The 20,214-nt window shown below is 64.4% G+C and carries 17 protein-coding genes; 1 reads left to right on the top strand and 16 read right to left on the bottom strand.

Annotated elements, in window-relative coordinates; translation table 11 throughout:
• Window position 1: 1 nt before the first annotated feature.
• From M8312_RS02975 to M8312_RS02965, 3 genes are read right to left on the bottom strand one after another with little or no spacing between them, the layout of a single operon-like run.
• Window positions 2-1,273, bottom strand: a complete 1,272-nt coding sequence (locus M8312_RS02975; RefSeq protein WP_250118904.1) for a sensor histidine kinase — start codon at window positions 1,271-1,273, stop codon at window positions 2-4.
• A gap of 16 nt (window positions 1,274-1,289) precedes the next feature.
• Window positions 1,290-2,303, bottom strand: coding sequence for a DUF2336 domain-containing protein (locus M8312_RS02970; RefSeq protein WP_250118903.1), 1,014 nt, complete (start codon window positions 2,301-2,303; stop codon window positions 1,290-1,292).
• 35 nt (window positions 2,304-2,338) lie between these two features.
• Window positions 2,339-3,523: a hypothetical protein gene (locus M8312_RS02965; RefSeq protein WP_250118902.1), complete on the bottom strand. Its 1,185-nt coding sequence runs from the start codon at window positions 3,521-3,523 to the stop codon at window positions 2,339-2,341.
• Window positions 3,524-3,593: 70 nt separating this feature from the next.
• Between M8312_RS02965 and M8312_RS02960 the strand changes: the two genes are divergently transcribed.
• Window positions 3,594-5,909, top strand: coding sequence for a coiled-coil domain-containing protein (locus M8312_RS02960; RefSeq protein WP_250118901.1), 2,316 nt, complete (start codon window positions 3,594-3,596; stop codon window positions 5,907-5,909).
• Here the strand turns inward: M8312_RS02960 and M8312_RS02955 are convergent.
• The 13 genes from M8312_RS02955 to nuoF form a co-directional block, all read right to left on the bottom strand.
• Entirely contained in the window at window positions 5,906-6,172 is a 267-nt protein-coding gene (locus M8312_RS02955) for a DUF1467 family protein (RefSeq protein WP_250118900.1), read from the bottom strand. The two genes, M8312_RS02960 and M8312_RS02955, sit on opposite strands and share 4 nt — an antisense overlap.
• Window positions 6,169-7,803 carry a ribonuclease J gene (locus M8312_RS02950; RefSeq protein ID WP_250118899.1) on the bottom strand — a complete coding sequence of 545 codons (1,635 nt, stop codon included), beginning with the start codon at window positions 7,801-7,803 and terminating at the stop codon, window positions 6,169-6,171. Before M8312_RS02950 ends, M8312_RS02955 begins: the two co-directional genes overlap by 4 nt.
• Window positions 7,804-7,912: 109 nt before the next feature.
• Window positions 7,913-8,698, bottom strand: a complete 786-nt coding sequence (locus M8312_RS02945; RefSeq protein ID WP_250118898.1) for a type III pantothenate kinase — start codon at window positions 8,696-8,698, stop codon at window positions 7,913-7,915.
• Window positions 8,699-8,702: 4 nt separating this feature from the next.
• A complete protein-coding gene (locus M8312_RS02940) occupies window positions 8,703-9,479 on the bottom strand; it encodes a biotin--[acetyl-CoA-carboxylase] ligase (RefSeq protein WP_250118897.1) in 777 nt (258 codons plus the stop codon).
• A complete protein-coding gene (gene nuoN, locus M8312_RS02935) occupies window positions 9,395-10,822 on the bottom strand; it encodes an NADH-quinone oxidoreductase subunit NuoN (protein WP_250118896.1) in 1,428 nt (475 codons plus the stop codon). The genes M8312_RS02940 and nuoN overlap by 85 nt, the downstream gene beginning before the upstream one ends.
• A complete protein-coding gene (locus tag M8312_RS02930) occupies window positions 10,822-12,366 on the bottom strand; it encodes an NADH-quinone oxidoreductase subunit M (protein ID WP_250118895.1) in 1,545 nt (514 codons plus the stop codon). The genes nuoN and M8312_RS02930 overlap by 1 nt, the downstream gene beginning before the upstream one ends.
• Window positions 12,363-14,414: an NADH-quinone oxidoreductase subunit L gene (nuoL, locus tag M8312_RS02925; protein ID WP_250118894.1), complete on the bottom strand. Its 2,052-nt coding sequence runs from the start codon at window positions 14,412-14,414 to the stop codon at window positions 12,363-12,365. Before nuoL ends, M8312_RS02930 begins: the two co-directional genes overlap by 4 nt.
• A gap of 3 nt (window positions 14,415-14,417) precedes the next feature.
• On the bottom strand, window positions 14,418-14,723 hold the full coding sequence (gene nuoK / locus M8312_RS02920) for an NADH-quinone oxidoreductase subunit NuoK (RefSeq protein ID WP_250118893.1): 306 nt from the start codon (window positions 14,721-14,723) through the stop codon (window positions 14,418-14,420).
• Window positions 14,720-15,331, bottom strand: coding sequence for an NADH-quinone oxidoreductase subunit J (locus tag M8312_RS02915; protein WP_250118892.1), 612 nt, complete (start codon window positions 15,329-15,331; stop codon window positions 14,720-14,722). Before M8312_RS02915 ends, nuoK begins: the two co-directional genes overlap by 4 nt.
• An 18-nt stretch (window positions 15,332-15,349) precedes the next feature.
• Window positions 15,350-15,838: an NADH-quinone oxidoreductase subunit NuoI gene (gene nuoI, locus M8312_RS02910; protein ID WP_250118891.1), complete on the bottom strand. Its 489-nt coding sequence runs from the start codon at window positions 15,836-15,838 to the stop codon at window positions 15,350-15,352.
• A gap of 6 nt (window positions 15,839-15,844) precedes the next feature.
• Window positions 15,845-16,894: an NADH-quinone oxidoreductase subunit NuoH gene (gene nuoH / locus M8312_RS02905; protein ID WP_250118890.1), complete on the bottom strand. Its 1,050-nt coding sequence runs from the start codon at window positions 16,892-16,894 to the stop codon at window positions 15,845-15,847.
• Entirely contained in the window at window positions 16,891-18,903 is a 2,013-nt protein-coding gene (nuoG, locus tag M8312_RS02900; protein ID WP_250118889.1) for an NADH-quinone oxidoreductase subunit NuoG, read from the bottom strand. Before nuoG ends, nuoH begins: the two co-directional genes overlap by 4 nt.
• Window positions 18,903-20,213, bottom strand: a complete 1,311-nt coding sequence (gene nuoF / locus M8312_RS02895; protein WP_250118888.1) for an NADH-quinone oxidoreductase subunit NuoF — start codon at window positions 20,211-20,213, stop codon at window positions 18,903-18,905. The genes nuoG and nuoF overlap by 1 nt, the downstream gene beginning before the upstream one ends.
• Between the last annotated feature and the right edge of the window lies 1 nt (window position 20,214).

Genomic DNA, 20,214 nt, shown 5'->3' with positions numbered 1-20,214 from the left:
GTCAGGCTGCGGGAAGGCGAAGGGTGAAGCGCGCACCCTTACCGGGCGCGCTTTGCACCGTGATATCTCCTCCCATCTCTCGCGCGTAGCGTCGTGAGATGGCAAGGCCCAGTCCGGCGCCGTCGGCTCGCGGCTGCGCCTGCTCGAACCGCTCGAAGATGCGCTGCTGGTCGACGGCAGCGATGCCCGGACCGTCGTCGGCAACGGTGATGCTCACGTCTGCTCCGCGAGCGCAAAGCACTCGTACGGTTGCGCCCCGGGGCGAATGGCGCACGGCATTGCCAATCAAGTTTACGAGAATCTGGGTCACTGAGCGGGCGTCGCCCAGCGCTGGTAGCGACGGCGGCCCGTCGACGTCGAAAGCGACGCCGGCTTCCACCGCCTGCACCTGCACCAGTCCAGTCGCCTCCAACGCCAAGGCGGCAAGGTCGATCCGCTCCGGCGCTGGCGGCGCACGCTCAGCCGTCATGCTCTGCAGCACATCGAGCAGGTGGCGAGCGGCAGCGGCGATGTCCGCCGCATAGCCCGCGTAGTCGCTCCGAAGCGGTCCCTCCCCTTTTTCGGAGATACGTTCCGCTTCGTCCATGATCACATCGATGGGATGACGAAGAAGATTGTCGAAGCCGTCGTCGACAACGGGCGGCGGGTCGGACTGCTCGGCAGCCGCTCCTTCCAGCCGCAGTGCAAAGCCATTGAAATTACCGTTCGGCGCGAGGCGTGGAGTTCCGCTGAGCAGCAGCTCCTGACCGTTCGACCGAGCGCGGACGCGTTGCCCTTCGAAGGCACGGCGACTTGCGACCGCTCCCAAGATCGGCAGGTCGCCTTGCTCGGAAGGTAACAGCTCCAGCGAACGCGTAAGCGGCTGGCCCCGGATCTCGGCGACCGTGCCACCCAGCTTGTCGGCAAGCTGGTCGCTGATCATTACAACCTTGAGATCGCCATCTGCTGTGATGTCCGCGCCGGAATCGGCGGTCGTGGCGTCGAGTCCTTCGATCACGCGGAAACGTCGCCGCCGCGGCGGCCGCTCCACCCAGCTTTCGATGCTGAGTGCGACGCCGTTGTTGGAGGGCTCGGCACGGACCCACAGGTCGAGGTCAGCATCGCTGGTCGCCGCCAGTGCTTGCCGCGAGAGGCTGACTCCGAGTTGGCTTGCAAGACGAGCGATGGCAGCGAGCTGAGGCACAGCTAGCATTGCGCCAAGGCCGCCGCCCGCCTCTTCCTGCAAACGGGCAAGGCGCGGATCGGCGGAGGTTAGCCGGCCGCTCGCGTCCACAAGGCCTCGGATGGGTTCAGGCGCCGCGCTGGCCATGCTTTTCCAGAGCCCTACGAGCCAAGATGAAGGCGCCCGGGAGGCGAATGTACGCCCGTGCCTCGGCGATCTCTTCGGACGACGCCATGGCGTCAAAGGCAGCCATGGCCTCGCCCGGCTCTCGCAAGCCGCGTCCGTTGCTCAGCGCGGCGATCAGTCCCGCAGCCAGCGAGCGGTTGATTTCAGCGAGGCGCAGAAGACGCCCGATGGCGTGTTCGTCGGTCCCGGTGAGCATCTGCCAGGCTACGCTGGCAGGGATTCGTGCAAGGCGGGAGAGGCCCTCCGCCAGCAGGCCCGCCTCACCGTGCGTCGCCAAAGAGAGGAGCAAGGGGCCATCAAGCCGTCCCGCCTGCTCGAGCGCCACCATCAGCCGCGCTTCGCGAGCATCCAAACGATCCCCTTCATCATGCCGAGCAAGCAAATCTACCGCTGCGGCGACCAGCGACTCTGTTGGTCCGGCAAGAGCGGCTGCGACCGCATAAGTGAGCGCCACGGCCGTCTCGGCATCACAATCGGCAAGGGTAAGTCCTGGCCGACCAAAGCGATCACGGGCGGAGGCGCGCGCGATCACCACGGCCATGGCCGCGCTGGCAATCGAGGGTTCCGGATCTGCAGCCCAGGCCTGCAACAGCCCACCTTGGTCCTGATGCAGCGCGGCGGCGCGGAAGGCGAGCAGGTCTGCCCGACGAACAAGCAGGCCAACCAGGTCACGGGTGAACAGTCCAGACGACCGAAGCTGCGCGACTAGCGCTTCGGCATCGACCTCGTCGGTTGCGCCAGGCGGAAGTCGAAGCTGCAGTTCCTCAGCGATCTGCCCGACCAGGCCCGACAGCAGGCTGAGCATCAGCGCCCTTTCCTGCTCGGACGGGCGGGCAATGGGATCGAGTGAAAGATCGACCATCGCCGCACCAAGCCGATCGACCCCGCGCGGTGTGCGCGCAGGTGCGGTCGGACGGTCTCCCTTTCGGGCCGCAGGCGATCGTGGCTCTGCCATCCCTCTTGCCTTACCAAGGCTGGGTTAACGCGTCCTCAATCGTACGACGATCGATGAACCACTTGCTGAACGACGAAAAAACTGGCCGCGGCGTAGAAGGCGAGTACCACAGGCAGCACTGCCCAGCCGCCCACCGCGGCAATCAGCAGCGCGGTGACCACCGCTGGACGCCGATCGAACAGCCAATAACCGAACGGCAGGTCACGGCCGCTCCGCTCCAACCGCAGCGCCTCGGCGAAGGCGAGCGCGGCGGCTGCGCTGGCGAGTGGTCCCCAGCCCGCTCCTTCTCGGAACATCAGCCAGCCGAGTGCCACCAGAGCCAGCCCCGCCACGGGCCAGAGCAACCGCCTCACCAGCGAGCGCGCCGGGAGGGGCTGCAGCCGAAGCTGAGCAAGGCGATCGGCAATGAGATCGAGCGGGAGGGAAAGCAGCAGCAGGGCGATGCCCGTCCACTTCCACCCCAACCATATCGCCAGCACCGCGACGGCCGTCAGCGCAAGGGCCGCCGTCATCAACCAACTCGGCTGAATGGGCGAGCGCATTAGCTGCTCGGTTGCGAGCTCCTCGGGAATCGGCAGCAGGAAGCAGGCGACCCAGTCGGGCCGCGCCTGCCGCGAGGCGACCAGCAGGCTGCGATCAAAAGCCGCCGCGCCGCCGCCGCTCTGCGCGTGATAGGGCGTCACCCCATCGATCGTCTGGATCTGCTGTGCTCCGGCCTGGATGGTCCGCCGCAGCAGGGTCGAGAGCAAGTCCCAGTCGCCGAGCATGGCAGCCGTGGAGGCGAGCGTCTGGCCATCGACCAGCGCGAGTCCGGCCCAGCGATGCTGATTGTCGATCCGCTCAAACAATTGGTGGGCGTCGTCGTCCGGGACAGTGACCACCGTGCGATGGTCGGCACAGGCGATGCGCTCCACCAGCGCCATGGCGGGTGCAATCCCATCTGCCATCTGCAGCACGCGCGCCTGCGGTTCGAACCGCGCGGCCGCTTCCTGCCCGTCGCTGACCGGGACGACCTGAACGCCTTCGCCACGCAGCCGTTCAAAGGCGGCGGCCAGCGCCACCGGCACGGTCTCGACCACGACTACGATCGGAGCGCAGCCGGCCGCAGCCGCGCACCGCGCCTGATATTCGATCAGTGTCCGGCCCGCGAGCGGCTGAAGGGCGTAGAGAACGCCTGCCCCGTCTTCCTGATACGCACCGATAAGTGCGCCAAGCGCCATATTGAACACCCTCCCCGGCCCGGCTCTCTTGCACGCTTCCGCTCTGGCTCAAAGATGGTAAGCTCGCCAAATGATGGGGCATCCGCAACGCGCCGCGCTTCGAGCCGAACCGCTCGAGCTTACCGACCGTCTTCCGCAGGAGACGGAGGCCCCTCCTGAATTCACGACCGAGCCGATGCCAGAGTTCGAGCCTGGCCCGTGGAGCTCGACCTCCCGGAACGCCGGCTTGGGTGGCCGGCGGGTCCTCGGCTGGAGCCTCGGCCTGCTGGCCGCCCTATGGACAGCCTTCGTGGCCTGGGGCGCGGGACGCGCGCTCGGCAATCAGGCGCTCACCCCAGCGATCGCCTCGCAATGGCTGGCGACCGCGGCAGGGCCGCTTGCCCTTCTTGGCCTTGTCTGGCTGATGTTCGGGCGCACTCGGCGGCAAGAGGCGGAGCGCTTTATCCACTCGGTCAAGCAAATGCGCGCCGAGGCCGGAAGTCTTGAGAGCCTGCTCGGCGTGCTTCGCCAGCGGATCGACGAGGAACAGGTGGCCCTCAAGGGTATGGCCGACCGTCTGATGAGCCTTGGCGACGAAGCCGGGCAGCGGCTTGGCGAGGTCACCCGGGATCTTAATGCAGGTGCCGATACGCTCGCGCAGCATAGCGCAGCGCTCGACCGCGCCGCTGAAAGCGCCCGCACAGACATTGGCGTCTTGCTGAGCGATCTGCCTTTGGCGGAACAATCGGCGAAAGCCATGGCCGATGAACTTCGCGGCGCCGGGCGCGATGCCGGTGAGCAGGCGCGGCTGCTCGAGGAGCGCCTGACCGGGCTCGCCGCCAAGGCCGCGGAAGCCGACCAGAGTGTTGGCGGCGCTGCCGATCGGCTCGCCACCCAGCTCGCCAGCATCGAGAGCGCGAGTGCCTCCGCCGGAAGCCGGATCAGCGAAGTAGCGAACGACGCCAATCTGAGGGTCGAGAACCTCCTCAACCGGGCAACGCAGGCCCTCGTCGACATCCGCACTGGCATCGATGGGCAATCGGACGCCGTCCATGCCCTCCTCGAGCATAGCGCCGCGACTATGGGCCGTGCGGGTGCGGAAGCGGCCGATGCGGTGGGCCAGCGACTTTCCGCCGCCAGCGCCTCCCTGGATGGCCTTTCCACCCGTATCGCCGAGCAGGATCGCGCCAGTCAGGGTCTCGTCGCCTCCATCGAGCGAAGCTTGGCCGATCTGGACCAGCGGTTCGTTGACCTCGCGGCCGAGGGCGACCTGCGGGCTGGAGCCATTGCCTCCACCATCCAGCGTGTCCGGAACGAGCTTGATGCCCTCGCCCTCCAATCCAAGTCGAGCGACGGCTCGCTGGAGGGGCTGACCGAGCGCACGAATGCGCTTCGCGAGAGCGTATCGACCTTGCACGCGGATTTGAGCGAGCGTCTCGGCAGTGCCTTGGTCGAAGCCGAAAGCGGCGCCGAGCGGCTGCTATCCTCGGTCCAGACCGCCAAGCCCGAAATAAAGTGGATGCATCAAGCCGCTTCGGAAGCCGCCGACCGGATGGCGGCCACAAGCCAAGGGCTTGGTCAGCATCAGGAGCGATTGAACGATCTTCTCTCGTCACTGGATGCAGGTGCTGGCGCGGCCGAGGGGCGGCTGGCCGGCCTGCGCGAGGCGATGGCGGCGGCGGGCGAGGAGGCCGCCAAATTACAGTCCGAAACCGCGCCCGCGCTGGTGCAGGCCATGGTTCAAGTCCGCGAAGCAGCCACCCATGCAGCCGAGCGCGCTCGCGAGGCCTTGGATCGCGCCATTCCTGACGGTGCAGAGCGGCTGTCGAAGGAAAGCCGGGCGGCGATCGAGCGGGTGATTGCCGAAACAGTGACTGCGCAGGTGGCAGAGGTCGAGCAGGTTGCTGCCCGCGCCGTTGCTGCCGCCCGCACCGCGTCCGAGCGCCTCACGGGGCAACTACTCACCATCGGTCAGACCGCAGCCGCGCTCGAAGAGCATATCGACAAGAGCCAGGAGGCCGCACGAACCGCGGAGAGCGAGGCGTTCGGCCGCCGCACGGCCATGCTGATCGACTCCATGCATTCTGCGGCAATCGATGTAGGCAAGATCCTCTCGACCGACGTCGATGATCGCAACTGGCAGGAATATCTGAAAGGCGATCGCGGGGTCTTCACGCGTCGGGCGGTGCGCCTGCTGAACCATAGCGAGCAGCGCTCGCTGGCCAGCCATTACGAGGTCGACCGGGAGTTCCAGGCGGGCGCCAACCGCTTCGTTGCCGATTTCGAAGCCATGCTCCGCCGCGTTCTGAGCGAGCGCGACGGAGGTCCACTGGCCGTCACGCTAATGAGCAGCGACATGGGCAAGCTCTACGCCGCTTTGTCGCAGGTCGTAGCGGGCCGCCGCTAGCGCGGCCGCGTGAAATCGAGGTCGTCGGTGCTGATCCACCCGTAGACGTAATTGGCATAGAACAGAGCGAAGGCGAGCGCCCCCGCAATGGCGCTGCGCAACAGGTGCCTTTTCAAGTCAAAGCGGTGGGGGGCACTTTCCGCCTGCCCTGGCACCTTTGGCGCGCCTACCTCCTCGTCGGTCTTCACCCCGAACGGCAGCAGCACGAAGCCGGCGAAGCAGAAAAAAAGAAAATAGATGGCTAGAGCAGACTGCCACTTCATGCGCGCATCACCAGCACTTCGACGATCGGCTTCTTGCCGGTCCATGCCGTTGCGCAGCGCCTAACGGCAAGGCGGACGTTCTCACGTAGCCGCTCCTCGTCCGCCCCGCGTTCGACGGCACGGGCGGCGCTGTCGACAGCGTCACCCAGGAAGTCGTCGCGGTCCGCCTCCACCGGCAGACCCACGGCCCGCACGACAGGCTGACCGAGCAGGGCATTATTCTTGCCCAAAGCGATGCTCACCATGACGATGCCCTGATACGCCAGCTTGCGCCGCTCGTTCATGGTTGAGCCGCCAGCGGGCAGGATCACATCGCCGTCAAGCACCAGCTTGCCGATGCGGGTCTCGCCAAGCTTCTTGGGCTCACCGGGTGCCAGCCGGACGATGTCGCCATCCTTCTGGAAAAAGGCCTGCGGGATGCCGCACTCTAGCCCAAACCGCGCCTGCGCCCGCAAGTGACGCGCCTCGCCGTGCACCGGGACCAGCAACTGCGGTCGGATCCAGTCGTACATCTGCTTGAGCTCCGGCCGCCCAGGGTGGCCAGAGACGTGCACATGAACCTGGCGATCCGTCACAGTAATCACGCCCAGGTCACTAAGCTGGTTCATGATTCGACCGACCGCGACCTCGTTGCCGGGTATCTGTCGCGAGGAAAAGATCACCGTGTCGCCCTCCCCAAGCTTGAGTTCATGCTGGCCCGAAGCGATGCGCCCGAGCGCAGCACGCGGCTCACCCTGCCCCCCGGTCGCGAGGATCAGCAGTTCGCGCTTAGGCAGGCGCATGGCCTCGTCGTAGCGAACCACTTCGGGGAAGTCGCCCAGATAGCCGGCGGCCTTGGCGACCTTCACGTTTCGTTCGATTGAGCGGCCCGCGAGTGCCAGCCGTCGCCCGGTTGCCTCCGCTACCCGCGCGATTGTGTCCAGCCGCGCCACATTCGAGGCGAAGGTGGTGATGAGCACTCGTCCGGGTGCCTCGCCGATCGACTTAGTGAGCCCCTCGATGACGTCCGCTTCGGACCCCGATTCTTCCAGGCTGAAGGCGTTCGTCGAGTCACAGACCAGCGCGAGAACGCCCTCATCCCCGATGCGCGTCATCATATCGGCGCTGGTCGGATTGCCGAGCACCGGCGTCCGGTCGATTTTCCAGTCGCCGGTATGGAAGACCTTGCCATACGGTGTCTCGATGAGCAGCCCATTGCCCTCCGGGATGGAGTGGGCAAGCGGTACATAGGTTACCTGGAACGGCGCCAAATCGATCGGCTCCCCTCGCTCCACGATCCGCACCGGCACCTGACCGGACAAGCCTTCCTCTTCCAGCTTGTTGGCGATCAGCCCTGCCGTGAAGCGGGTGGCATAGATTGGCACCTTGAGATCAGCAGCGAGATAGGGAATCGCGCCAATATGATCCTCGTGACCATGCGTGATCACGATCCCAACCAGGTCGCGGCGGCGTTCCTCGATGAAATCGAGGTCGGGCAAGGTGATTTCGATGCCGGGCAATTCCGGGTCACTGAAGCTGAGGCCGCAATCGACCATCAGCCACTTACCCTGACTTCCATACAGATTGACGTTCATTCCGATCTCGCCAGAGCCGCCGAGTGCGAGGAAGATCAGTTCATTTGCTGGGGTCATAAGCTCATCCCGTTCGGACCGGCGCGCCGCGGCGTGCCAGTCATACTAGCCGATGCTGAAAGTCGGCGCGGGCAGGCATCGGCATGCCACCTACGCTCATCATCTCGGGTCAGGCAGGCGAAACGCTTCGCTGCCAAAGCAGGGCCAGGCCCTGGATGGTAAGGTCGGGCTCGATCGAATCGAACGCGGCGGTATGTTGCTGGAACAGGGTGGCCAGTCCGCCTGTCGCGATGGTGGTCACCGGGCGGCCGATCTCTGCCTTCACGCGGGCAAGCAGACCCTCAATCATGGCCACATAGCCCCAGTAGATGCCGCTCAGCATCTGGCTCTGCGTTGTCCGCCCGATCACGCTATTACTCTCGGGTGCTTCGATCGCAATTCGTGGAAGCTTGGCCGCCGCCGCGACCAGCGCGTCGAGGCTGAGGTTGATACCCGGCGCGATAATCCCGCCTTTATAGGCGCCGGAATAATCAACCACGTCGAATGTTGTGGCGGTGCCGAAGTCGATCACCACCAGATCACCCTGGTGCTTGTCGTGTGCCGCAATCGCGTTGAGCGCTCGGTCCGCACCCACATTGTGCGGCTCGTCGACATCCAGCCTGATCGGCCAGGCAGCAACCCCCTGCCCCGCCACCACGGCCTCCTGGTGGAAGTATTTTTGGCTGAGGACCTGTAGATTGTGGAGCGCTCGCGGAACAACCGTGCCGATGATCACGCCGGAGATGTCGCTAGTTGCGAACCCTTCGAGAGCCAGCAACTGGTGGAGCCAGACCGCATACTCGTCAGCCGTGCGGCGAGGGTCGGTCGCAATGCGCCAGCGCGCACGGATCTGGCGCTCCGCATCAACCAGGGCGAAGACGAGATTGGTGTTTCCAGCGTCGATCGCGAGCAGCACTGCCTTACCCCAGCATCACGTCGGCAGCGTGGATGACACGCACTTCGCCGGTTTCCAAGCGCAGCCGAAGTCGGCCGTCCGGTTCAAGGCCGTCGAATGTGCCAGAAATTTTCTCATCAGGGGCCGTGTGAACGGTCAGCGGAGTGCCGATCTGGTGAGCGCTTTCGCGCCACAGTCCGATTGTCGCGGGAAGGTCGTCGCGCCAGCGCTGCAGTTCGCGCGCGAATGATGCGGCGAGCAGCGGGGCGAACGCCTCCGGACTGACCAGCGCAATTGGGGCGAGCGCGGAGGTCGCCCTACCTGGCAGGTTCGGCGCATGAGCCAAATTGACCCCGAAGCCGGCGACCACCCGCTCGCCGCTTCGTTCGAGAAGAACGCCGGCGAGCTTTCCCGGACCGAGCAGTAGGTCGTTCGGCCACTTGAGCATCAGTCCGGTGGCGGGAGCGGCTACCTCGACGGCCCGGATCAACGCGACTCCCGCGACCAGTGACAGGGTTGCGGGTGGAGCGTCGGCATCGCGAAGTTGAACGATGGTGGACCCGTGGAAATTGCCGGGAGGGCTATCCCAGCCCCGTCCTTGCCGGCCTCTACCGCCGTCCTGCTGTCCAGCGATCAGCCATTCGCCCTCGGCAGCCGCGCGGTCGGCGATCAGGTCGGCGTTGGTCGACCCGGTCCGTTCGACGAACCGCAGCCGGCTCAGAAGATGCTCGCCGCATTGGCCGCCAGACGGCCGATGGGTGTGATCAGCAGATAGCCAAGCGGACTGACGAACAGGGCGCAAGCGGCGATCAGCGCCGTCTGCAGCGGCTCGCGACGCCGAAGGTATGGGGCTGCGGGCTCATCGAAGTACATGATCTTCACGATCCTGAGGTAATAGTAGGCACCAATCACCGTTAAAACGGCGGCCGTCAGGGCCAACCACAACAGACCAGCATCCACGGCAGCCTGAAACACCATCAGCTTGGGCCAGAAGCCGAACAGCGGCGGGATGCCCGCCAGGCTGAACATGAATATGGCGATCGCAAGCGCCAGCAGAGGTTGTGTCTGCGACAGCCCCGACAGGCTGGCAAGGCTTTCCACTGGGCGGCCTTCGGAATCGCGCATCCGCATGACGCAGAGAAATGCGCCCAGGGTCATGACGACGTACACCGCGGAATAGAAGAGCACGGCCTGCGCCCCGCCTCGCCCGCCTGCCGCAAGGCCGACCAGCGCGAAGCCGACGTTGTTGATCGATGAGTAAGCGAGCAGCCGCTTTATGTTGGTCTGCCCGAACGCGGCGACCGCGCCCAGTGCGATGGACGCGATCGCAGCGAAGACGACGATCTGCCGCCACGCGTCGGTCGCTGGTCCCAGCGCCTCCAAGCAGACGCGGGTTCCAAGCAGAACGGCGGCAATTTTCGGACCGGATGCAAAGAAGGCCGTTACCGGCGTCGGCGCGCCTTCGTAGACGTCCGGCGTCCACATATGGAACGGTACGGCCGAGATCTTGAAGGCGATACCTGCCAACGTAAGCGCAAGGCCGACAATGAGCCCAAATCCGACAGGGCCGCCAGCGAACGCAGCACTGATGCCGCTGAACATTGTCGTTCCGCTGAACCCATAGAGCAACGAAATGCCGTACAGCAGGATCCCTGAGGCAAGCCCGCCAAGCACGAAATATTTGAGCCCCGCTTCGGCTGAGCGTGCGTCATGACGGCGGTAAGAGGCGAGCACATAAGCGCTCAGCGACTGCAGCTCGAGGCCGACGTACAGCATCATCAGGTCGGTCGCGGAGACCATCACCGAAGCGCCGATCGCCGACAGCAGGATCAGCACCGGATATTCGCCGCCATGCTCGAACTCACGGTCGAACCAGCCGTGCGCCATGATCACCGCAACCGCAGCCGACAGATAAATGATGACCTTCCCGAAAGCCGCGAAGCCATCGGCTGCAAACATCCCGCCGAAGATCGGACCCGCCTGTTGCGGCGCTCCCGCCAGAGCGACGGTCGAAACCAACAGCGCCGCGATGCTTAGCGAGTGCGTCAGCGATGAGCCACGGCGTGCAAATGCGGCCACCAACATCAGGACAATGGCGGCGATCCCAAGGATGAACTCGGGAAGGATGGGTGCAAGGGTGTTCATCAGTGCGCCCCCTCCGACGCGCCTTCATGAGCGGCGGTGCCAGCAGGTGCAGGGTGGCCGGGAGTTGGTAGACTATCACCGGCGGGCCGTACTCGCTCAATCCGCGTCAGCAGGTGGCCGACGTCGGCACGCATAGGTGCCATGAAGCTGTCGGGGTAGACCCCCATCCACAGTACCACCACCGCAATGGGCGCGAGCAGCCACCATTCGCGCGCGCTCAGGTCTTGCATTGCCTTCGCCTCGGCCGTGCGTGCGGTGCCGTAGCTGATGCGCCAATAGAGATAGAGCATGTAGGCAGCGCCCAGGATGATGCCCGTGGTCGCGAAGACCGCGCTCCAAGTCGACACCTGATAAGTGCCCATCATGCTCAGGAACTCGCCAACGAAACCGCTGGTGCCCGGGAGGCCCACGGCCGCCATGGTAAACAGCAGGAACAGCAGCGCGTAGCCTGGCATGTTGTCGGCGAGGCCGCCGTACTTGGCGATGTCGCGGGTATGCATGCGGTCGTAGATCACGCCGACGCACAGGAATAGCGCCCCGGAAACCAAGCCGTGGCTCAGCATCACGATCAGTGCGCCCTCGATCCCCTGCCGGTTGAAGGCAAACAGGCCGAAGGTCACGAAGGCCATGTGCGCCACCGACGAATAAGCGATCAGCTTTTTCATGTCGGCCTGCACCAGGGCCACGAGGCTCGTGTAAACGATCGCGATCGAGCTCAGGATGAAGATCAGCGGCCACAACTGGGCGCTCGCGTCCGGGAACATGGGCAGCGAGAAGCGGATAAAGCCGTAGCCGCCCATCTTGAGCAGCACGCCTGCGAGGATGACCGAACCCGCCGTCGGTGCCTGGACGTGCGCGTCCGGCAGCCAGGTGTGAACTGGCCACATCGGCATCTTGACCGCGAAGCTGGCGAAGAATGCCAGCCACAACCACGTCTGCAACCCCGGCGCGAAATCATGAGCCATCAGCGTCGGAATGTCGCCGGTGCCGGCCTGGAAGATCATGACCAGCATGGCGATCAGCATCAGCACAGAGCCGAGCAGCGTGTAGAGGAAGAACTTGTAGCTTGCCTTGATCCGCTCGGCGCCGCCCCAGATGCCGATGATCAGGTACATCGGGATGAGGCCACCCTCGAAGAAGATGTAGAACAGCAGCAGATCTTGCGCCGCGAAGACGCCGATCATCAGCGCCTCCATCAGCAGGAAGGCTGCCATGTATTCTGGCACGCGGCGCGTGATGCTGCGCCAGCTCGCGCCGATGCAGATCGGCATCAGGAAGACGCTGAGCATGATCAGCATCAACGCAATGCCGTCGATCCCTAGCGCCCAGTTGAGGTAAGGGCCGCCGATCGGCAGCCGCTCGGTGAATTGCCACTGCGGCCCGGCGGGATTGTAGCCCACCCACAGCAAGCACCCGAGCACGAACAGCAACAGGGTGGTTCCGAGCGCAATCCAGCGCGCACGGTCCGCCCGCACGAACAGGCAGGCGAGTGCCGCCAGCAGCGGCAGGGCGATCATGGTCGAGAGAATGGGGAAACCGGTCACCGGCTGACCTGCGTGATGGCCCAGGTGGCGACGGCGACAAGGCCGAGCAGCATCACCAGAGCGTAGCTGTTGAGGTAACCCGACTGAATGCGGGCAGTGATGCGGTTGCCGACACCCACCGCATAGGCAGCGCCATGCGGTCCGAAGCGATCGATCGTCTTCTCGTCACCCCGATGCCAGAACTGCCGGCCAAGCCACAGCGCCGGACGGACGAAAATGGCGTCGTAGAGCTCGTCGAAGTACCATTTGTGCATCAGGAAGGTGTGGAGCGCCCCGGTCGCAGCGATGAAGCGCGCCGGCGCCTCGGTATGGCGAATGTAGTTGTTCCAGGCGATCGCAAGCCCGATCAGCATGACAGCAAACGGAGTCCACTTCACCCATACCGGCACAGCATGCATGGCGTGAGCGAGGTGCTCGTTGAACGCGAGGCTGCCATTCCAGAAGTCGGGCGCACCCTCCGGATCGATAAACGCGTGTGAGAACGTAAAGCCCGCCGCGATCGCACCCAGTGCGAGAACGCCGAGTGGAACCAGCATCGACAAGGGGCTCTCGTGCGGGTGGTATCCAGCAGTGCCGGTCACGGGAACAGCATGGGCGTCATGACTGCTGTCGCCATGTTCCTCGTCTGGATGATCGTGATGATCGCCATGAACCGCATGCTGGATGTGCTCGGAGCCGGCCCAGCGAGCCTTGCCGAAGAAGGTCAGGAAGATGAGGCGCCACGAGTAGAAACTGGTGAGCAGCGCGGCGAAAGCACCGAGCCAGAACGCGACCGTGCCATGCACGGAGCCATTGGCAAAAGCGCTCTCCAGAATGGCATCCTTAGAGTGATAGCCCGCGAACCCGACACCGAAAATACCAACTCCGGTGATTGCTAGCGTGCCGGCGATCATCGTCCAGAAGGTGAACGGGATCTCTTTCCGCAGGGCGCCGTAGTACCGCATGTCCTGCTCATGATGCATGGCGTGGATGACCGAGCCTGCGCCCAGGAACAGCAGCGCCTTGAAGAAGGCGTGGGTGAACAGGTGGAACATTGCCGCGCCGTACGCGCCGACGCCCGCGGCGAAGAACATGTATCCGAGCTGCGAGCAGGTCGAATAAGCGATCACGCGCTTGATGTCGTTCTGCACCGTGCCGACTGTGGCCGCAAAAATGCAGGTGGCGGCGCCGACATAGGTCACCACGGTCATGGCGGTCGTTGACGTTTCGAACATCGGGGAAAGACGACAGACCATGAACACGCCGGCGGTCACCATGGTTGCGGCATGGATCAGGGCGCTGACCGGGGTCGGTCCTTCCATCGCGTCAGGCAGCCAGGTGTGCAGACCGAGCTGCGCCGACTTCCCCATCGCCCCGATGAACAGGAGCAAGCACAGCAGCGTCATTGTGTCGACGTGCATGCCGGCAAAACCGATGGTCGAGCCGGCCATTGATGGCGCGGCGGCCAATATCGCCGGGATGGACACAGTCCCGAACACCAAAAACGTGCCAAAGATGCCCAAGCTGAAGCCAAAGTCACCGACGCGGTTGACCACGAAGGCCTTCATCGCCGCCGCATTGGCGGAAGGTTTGTAATACCAGAAGCCGATCAGCAGGTAGGACGCCAGGCCCACGCCTTCCCAGCCGAAAAACATCTGGATGAGGCTGTCCGCCGTCACCAGCATCAGCATGGCGAAAGTGAATAGCGATAGATAAGCGAAGAAGCGCGGCTGACTGGGGTCCTCGGCCATGTAGCCCCAGCTGTAGAGGTGGACGAGGCTCGACACGGTGGTGATTACGACCAGCATCACGGCGGTCAGCGTATCAACCCGGAGCGACCAGCTGACGTCCAAGGCTCCTGACTGAATCCAGTGCAGCACCGGCACGACCTGCGCCTGGGCATTACCGTTCAGGAACGAGATGAAGATTGGCCAGGCCAGCGCAGCCGAGATGAAGAGCGCGCCGGTCGTCACCGCCTTGGCGGCGGTACGGCCGATCCACGGCCCAAGCAGGCCACCGATGATGGCCGCCAGAAGGGGTAAGAAAACGAGAGGTACAATGGGGTGCATGGCTTATCCGCGCATCTGGTCGGCGGCGTCGATCGCGATGGTGCCGCGACGGCGGAAGAAGATGACCATGATCGCCAGCCCGATCGCCGCCTCGGCCGCCGCTACCGTCAGCACGAACATGGCGAACACCTGTCCGGTCAGATCGCCAAGGAAGGCGCTGAACGCGACCAGGTTGATGTTTACCGCCAGCAGCAGCAACTCGATGCACATCAGCATCAGGATAACGTTGCGGCGATTAAGAAAGATGCCGAGCACGCCGATTACGAACAGAATGGCGGCGACCGTCAGATAGTGCGGAAGACCAATCACAGTGTCATTCCCTCGCCGACTGCCGGCTTTGCGATCCGGACCGCATCTTCGGGCCTGCGGGCAATCTGCCGGCTCGCGTTCTGACCGCGGCTGTCGCCACGACTGCGATGCGTCAGCACGATGGCCCCGATCATCGCCACCAGCAGGACGAAACCCGCCAGTTCAAAGATCGGGAGGTAGCGTGTGTAGAGCAGGTTCCCGAGCGCCTCGATATTGGGCACTGCGTTAGCCGGCGGTGCTCCGTTGCCCCGCGCCAACGCAGGCCCGGCCTGGTGCGCGCCGATGGCGATTACGATCTCGCTCAACAGCACCAGCGCAATCAGAAGGCCAAATGGCAGGTTGCGATTGAAGCCGGACCTTAGGCTGGCGAAATCGATGTCGAGCATCATCACCACGAACAAGAACAGCACTGCGACCGCGCCGACGTAGACGATCACCAGGAGCATCGCGATGAACTCGGCGCCCGTCAGAAGCATCAGCCCCGCGGCGTTGAAGAAGCCGACGATCAGCCACAGCACGCTGTGCACCGGATTTCGGGCGAAGATCACCAGCACGGCGGACCCGATGGTCAGCGTCGCGAAGAGGTAAAAGGCGAGAAGAGCGATCATGTCGGGTTGGCGGGCCGCTTAACGATAGGCCGCGTCAGCGGCAAGGTTGGCGGCTATCGCCTGTTCCCACATGTCGCCGTTCGCAAGTAGCTTTGCCTTGTCGTAGAGAAGCTCCTCGCGGGTTTCTGTGGAAAACTCGAGGTTCGGTCCTTCGACGATCGCATCCACCGGGCACGCCTCGGCGCACAGCCCGCAATAGATGCACTTCACCATATCGATGTCGTAGCGGGTGGTCCGCCGGCTGCCGTCTTCCCGCGGTTCGGCCTCGATGGTGATCGCCAGCGCAGGACACACCGCCTCGCACAGCTTGCACGCGATGCAACGCTCTTCGCCGTTTGGGTAACGCCGTAGCGCATGCTCGCCGCGGAAGCGCGGCGACATGGGCGTCTTCTCGTAAGGGTAGTTGATCGTCGCCTTGGGCTTGAAGAAATACTTCAGAGTGAGGGCGTGACCCTTCACCAGCTCCCACAAGGTGAACGACTTAACAAACTGGGTGACGGCATTCATGGCCGGTCAGGCTCCATAGCGGGTCAGCATGAGCCAGCCCGAGATCAGGAAAACAAAGGTGAGGCTGAGCGGCAGGAATATCTTCCAGCCTAGGCGCATCAGCTGGTCGTAGCGGTACCTCGGCACCGTCGCGCGGACCCAGCCGAAGATGAAGAAGAACAGCATCATCTTGATCAGCAGCCAGATGATGCCCGGGATGACGTAGAGCGGCGCCCAGTTCACCGGCGGCAAATAGCCGCCCCAGAACAGGATCGAGTTCAGCGCGCACATGAGGATGACGTTGCCATATTCGCCAAGCCAAAAGAGCGCGAAGCTCATTGAGCTGTATTCGGTCTGAAATCCTGCAACGAGCTCGCTCTCCGCTTCCGTCAAATCGAACGGGGTACGGAACGTCTCGGCCATGGAGCTGATCAGGAACACCACCGCCATCGGGAACAGCAAAGGATTGAACCCGAAGCCGTTGAACAGGCCGAATAGGATGTTGCCCTGCTGCGCGGCGACGATCCCGCCCAGGTTGAAGGTGCCGGCGTAGAGGACGACGCAGATCAGCACGAAGCCGATCGAAACCTCGTAGCTGACCATCTGCGCGGCCGCCCGAAGCGCCGAATAGAAGGGATATTTGGAGTTGGACGACCAGCCGGCGATAATCACGCCGTAGACGCCGAGCGAACTCGCGGCGAGAATGTAGAGCAGCCCGACGTTGACGTCAGCCAGCACCACCCCAACCTGAAACGGCACCACCGCCCAGACGATCAGCGCAACCGTGAAGCTGATGATTGGCGCCAACAGAAAAAGGCCTTTGTTGGCGCTAGTCGGGACGATGGTCTCCTTGAGAAAGACCTTCAGACCGTCGGCGAAGCTCTGCAGGAGGCCGAAAGGGCCGACCACGTTCGGACCACGGCGCAGCGCCATCGCGGCCCAGATCTTGCGCTCGGCATAAATGATCATCGCCACCGCCAGCATGAGCGGCAAGGCGATCACCAGGATGCCGATCAGCATGGACCAGAACCAAGCCCATTCGTAGCTTGCCCCGTAAGACTGGAAGAGAGCAGTCACTCGGCCGCCTCCGCGAAGCTGCGGCCGTGGATCAGTTCCTCGCTGCAACGGTGCATCGTCGGGCTGGCTCGGCAGATGGCGTTGGTCAGGTAGAAGTCTTTCACCGGCAGCCCGCATGAGCCGCTGACGTCCGCCGGGAGCGAAGGCGGCGCCCAAGGAAGATCGACCAGTCCGTCACGGCCGAGCTGCGGCACTTCGGCGATCATGGCCGCTCGCAGCTGGTCGAAACGGTCAAATGGCAGCGGCTTGCCAATCAAATCCGAGACAGCACGAAAGATGGTCCAGTCCTCCCGCGCTTCGCCGGGTGGGAAGCTGGCCTTTTCGCCGCGCTGCACCCGGCCTTCCAGGTTGACGTAGGTGCCATGCTTCTCAGTGTAGGCGGCAGCGGGAAGTACCAGGTCGGCTTGGCGCGCGCCCGCGTCGCCGTGATGGCCGATGTAGATCTTGAACGCACCGTGGAAATGAGTCGTCGCGATCTCGTCGGCACCCAGCAGGAGCACGAGCCGCGGCGCGGCATCCTCGATGTCCTTGAGCCCGCCCTTCTGCGCATAACCCAGCATGATCCCGGCCATGCGGCTCGCGGCGGTGTGAATGACGTTGAAGCCGTTCCAGTCACCCTTGATGAGCCCAAGGCTGTCGACGAGCCTGAGCGATGCACCGAGTGCGCCCGCCGCAAGCGCGCCGGGGCCCACGATTACAGCCGGCCGCTCGGCCCTGGCGAACGCCTCGGTGACATGCGCCGGCAGATTGCCGAGCAGCGACAGATCGTCGCCGATGTTGGTCACTGGATAGGCCAGGTCAGCCTGCGGTCCGACCACGAACACCTGAGCCCCCTGGCGGCGGACCGCCTTGCGGATTCGGGTGTTGACCAGCGGCGCTTCCCAGCGTGGGTTGGACCCGACCAGCAGGACAACGTCGGCGTTCTCGATCCCCGCCACGGTGGAGTTGAACGCCACCGCCGACAAGGAGGAGACGTCATAGTCCATCCCGCCCTGTCGCCCCTCAAGCAGCGTCGACCCCTGCCCTTCCAGCAACTTTCGCGCGGCAAACATTGTCTCGGCGTCGAGCAGGTCGCCCGCGATCGCCGCCACCTTGCTTCCTGCATCCTCAAGCCGGTCGGCAAGGATCTGCAGCGCCTCGGTCCAGTCGGTCGCTTGAAGCTTGCCTTCGACCCGCACCCAGGGCCGGTCGAGCCGGTTGCGGACCAGCGCGTCGGCATGGTGCCGCGTCTTGTCGCTGATCCACTCCTCGTTCACGTCCTCGTTGATGCGCGGCAGGATCCGCATCACCTGCGGGCCGCGCATGTCAAAGCGGATGTTCGAGCCCACCGCGTCCATTACGTCGATGCCCGGAACCTTCCTGAGCTCCCAAGGCCGCGCCTCGAAGCTCTGCGGCGCCTGCAGCAGCGCGCCCACCGGACAGAGGTCGGCAAGGTTGCCGCTGAGTTCGCTGGTTAGGGCGCGCTCCAGGTAAGGCGTGATCTGCGCGTCCTCGCCGCGATAGAGCATGCCCAGTTCGGGCGTGCCCGCCACTTCCTCGGCGAAGCGCACGCAGCGGGTGCACTGGATGCAGCGGGTCATCGAGGTCTTAATGACCGGGCCCATGTACTTGTCATCGACCGAGCGCTTGTTCTCGTCGAAGCGCGACACGCTGCGACCATAGGCCATGGCCTGATCCTGCAAGTCGCATTCGCCGCCTTGGTCGCAGATCGGACAATCGAGGGGGTGGTTGATGAGGAGGAACTCCATCACCCCCTCACGCGCCTTCTTGACCATCGCGCTGTCGGTACGGATCACCTGATTGTCGGCGGCGGGCAGCGCGCAGCTCGCCTGCGGCTTGGGCGGCCCCGGCGCCACCTCGACCAGGCACATCCGGCAGTTGCCGGCGATGCTCAGCCGCTCGTGATAACAGAAACGCGGGATTTCCTTGCCAGCGAGCTCACAGGCTTGGAGCACGGTGGCGCCAGCGGGGACCTCGATCTCCTGACCATCAACGGTGACCTTGGGCATTACTCGGCGGCCTCAAGTAAATTGTTCCCGCCGCGCTCGGCAATGCGACGCTCGAGCTCGGGGCGGAAGTGGCGGATAAGGCCCTGGATCGGCCACGCGGCGGCGTCCCCCAGCGCGCAGATGGTGTGGCCTTCGACCTGCTTGGTGACGTCCTGCAGACGGTCGATCATGTCGACCGTGGCGTCTCCTTCGCGCAGTCGCTCCATGATCCGCCACATCCAGCCGGTACCCTCGCGGCACGGGGTGCACTGGCCGCAGCTCTCGTGCTTGTAGAAGTAGCTGATGCGACTGATCGCGCGAACGATGTCGGTCGACTTGTCCATAACAATGACCGCTGCCGTGCCAAGGCCGCTTCCAAGCGCCTTCAGCCCGTCGAAATCCATCGGCGCGTCCATTATCTCGGCTGCTGGGACCAGCGGAACCGAGCTTCCCCCCGGGATGACCGCCAGCAGATTGTCCCAACCGCCGCGAATGCCGCCGCAATGGCGATCGATCAGCTCGCGGAAAGGAATGCTCATGCTCTCTTCGACCACGCACGGCTTGTTGACATGGCCGCTGATCTGGAAGAGCTTGGTGCCCTCGTTCTTCTCGCGCCCGAAGCCCGCGAACCAGCTGGCGCCGCGGCGCAGGATGGTGGGGACGACGGCGATGCTCTCGACGTTGTTGACCGTGGTCGGGCAGCCGTAGAGGCCCGCGCCCGCCGGGAACGGCGGCTTCAGCCGCGGCCGGCCCATCTTGCCTTCGAGACTTTCGAGCATCGCGGTCTCTTCGCCGCAGATGTAGGCGCCCGCGCCGCGATGGACGAAGCAGTCGAAGTCGTAGCCCGATCCGGCCGCATTCTTGCCCAGCAACCCGGCTGCATAGGCCTCCGCAACCGCGCGCTCGAGCGCCTCGGCCTCGCGGATATATTCGCCGCGAATGTAGATGTAGCAGGCCCGCGCCCGCATCGCGAAGCTGGCGATCAGCGCGCCTTCGAGCAGCTTGTGCGGATCGTGTCGGATGATCTCCCGGTCCTTGCAGCTGCCGGGCTCGGACTCGTCGGCGTTGATCACCAGGAAGTTTGGCTTACCCGGCTTTGGCTCCTTCGGCATGAAGCTCCACTTCATGCCGGTCGGAAAGCCCGCGCCGCCGCGGCCACGCAGACCGCTTGCCTTGACCGCGTCGATGATCGCGTCGGGTCCGACCGCCATCAGCGCCTTGGTATTGTCCCAATCGCCACGCGCCTGCGCCTCCTTTAGGTCCGGCGACTGGAAGCCATAGACGTTGGTGAAGATGCGATCCTTGTCGCTCAGGGATCCGGTGTAACCCATC

This window comes from Sphingomonas sp. KRR8 (assembly GCF_023559245.1).
Taxonomy (GTDB): Bacteria; Pseudomonadota; Alphaproteobacteria; order Sphingomonadales; family Sphingomonadaceae; genus Sphingomicrobium.
This window is presented reverse-complemented; position numbering and strand designations above follow the sequence as displayed.

What these genes read in the sequence shown, in the direction of transcription:
- M8312_RS02970 (WP_250118903.1), bottom strand. Translation starts at nt 2,303, where the DNA reads ATGGCAGAGCCACGATCGCCTGCGGCCCGAAAGGGAGACCGTCCGACC.
- nuoG (WP_250118889.1), bottom strand. Translation starts at nt 18,903, where the DNA reads ATGCCCAAGGTCACCGTTGATGGTCAGGAGATCGAGGTCCCCGCTGGC.
- M8312_RS02965 (WP_250118902.1), bottom strand. Translation starts at nt 3,523, where the DNA reads ATGGCGCTTGGCGCACTTATCGGTGCGTATCAGGAAGACGGGGCAGGC.
- M8312_RS02915 (WP_250118892.1), bottom strand. Translation starts at nt 15,331, where the DNA reads ATGATCGCTCTTCTCGCCTTTTACCTCTTCGCGACGCTGACCATCGGG.
- nuoI (WP_250118891.1), bottom strand. Translation starts at nt 15,838, where the DNA reads ATGAATGCCGTCACCCAGTTTGTTAAGTCGTTCACCTTGTGGGAGCTG.
- nuoL (WP_250118894.1), bottom strand. Translation starts at nt 14,414, where the DNA reads ATGCACCCCATTGTACCTCTCGTTTTCTTACCCCTTCTGGCGGCCATC.
- M8312_RS02950 (WP_250118899.1), bottom strand. Translation starts at nt 7,803, where the DNA reads ATGACCCCAGCAAATGAACTGATCTTCCTCGCACTCGGCGGCTCTGGC.
- M8312_RS02955 (WP_250118900.1), bottom strand. Translation starts at nt 6,172, where the DNA reads ATGAAGTGGCAGTCTGCTCTAGCCATCTATTTTCTTTTTTTCTGCTTC.
- nuoF (WP_250118888.1), bottom strand. Translation starts at nt 20,213, where the DNA reads ATGGGTTACACCGGATCCCTGAGCGACAAGGATCGCATCTTCACCAAC.
- nuoN (WP_250118896.1), bottom strand. Translation starts at nt 10,822, where the DNA reads ATGAACACCCTTGCACCCATCCTTCCCGAGTTCATCCTTGGGATCGCC.
- M8312_RS02960 (WP_250118901.1), top strand. Translation starts at nt 3,594, where the DNA reads ATGATGGGGCATCCGCAACGCGCCGCGCTTCGAGCCGAACCGCTCGAG.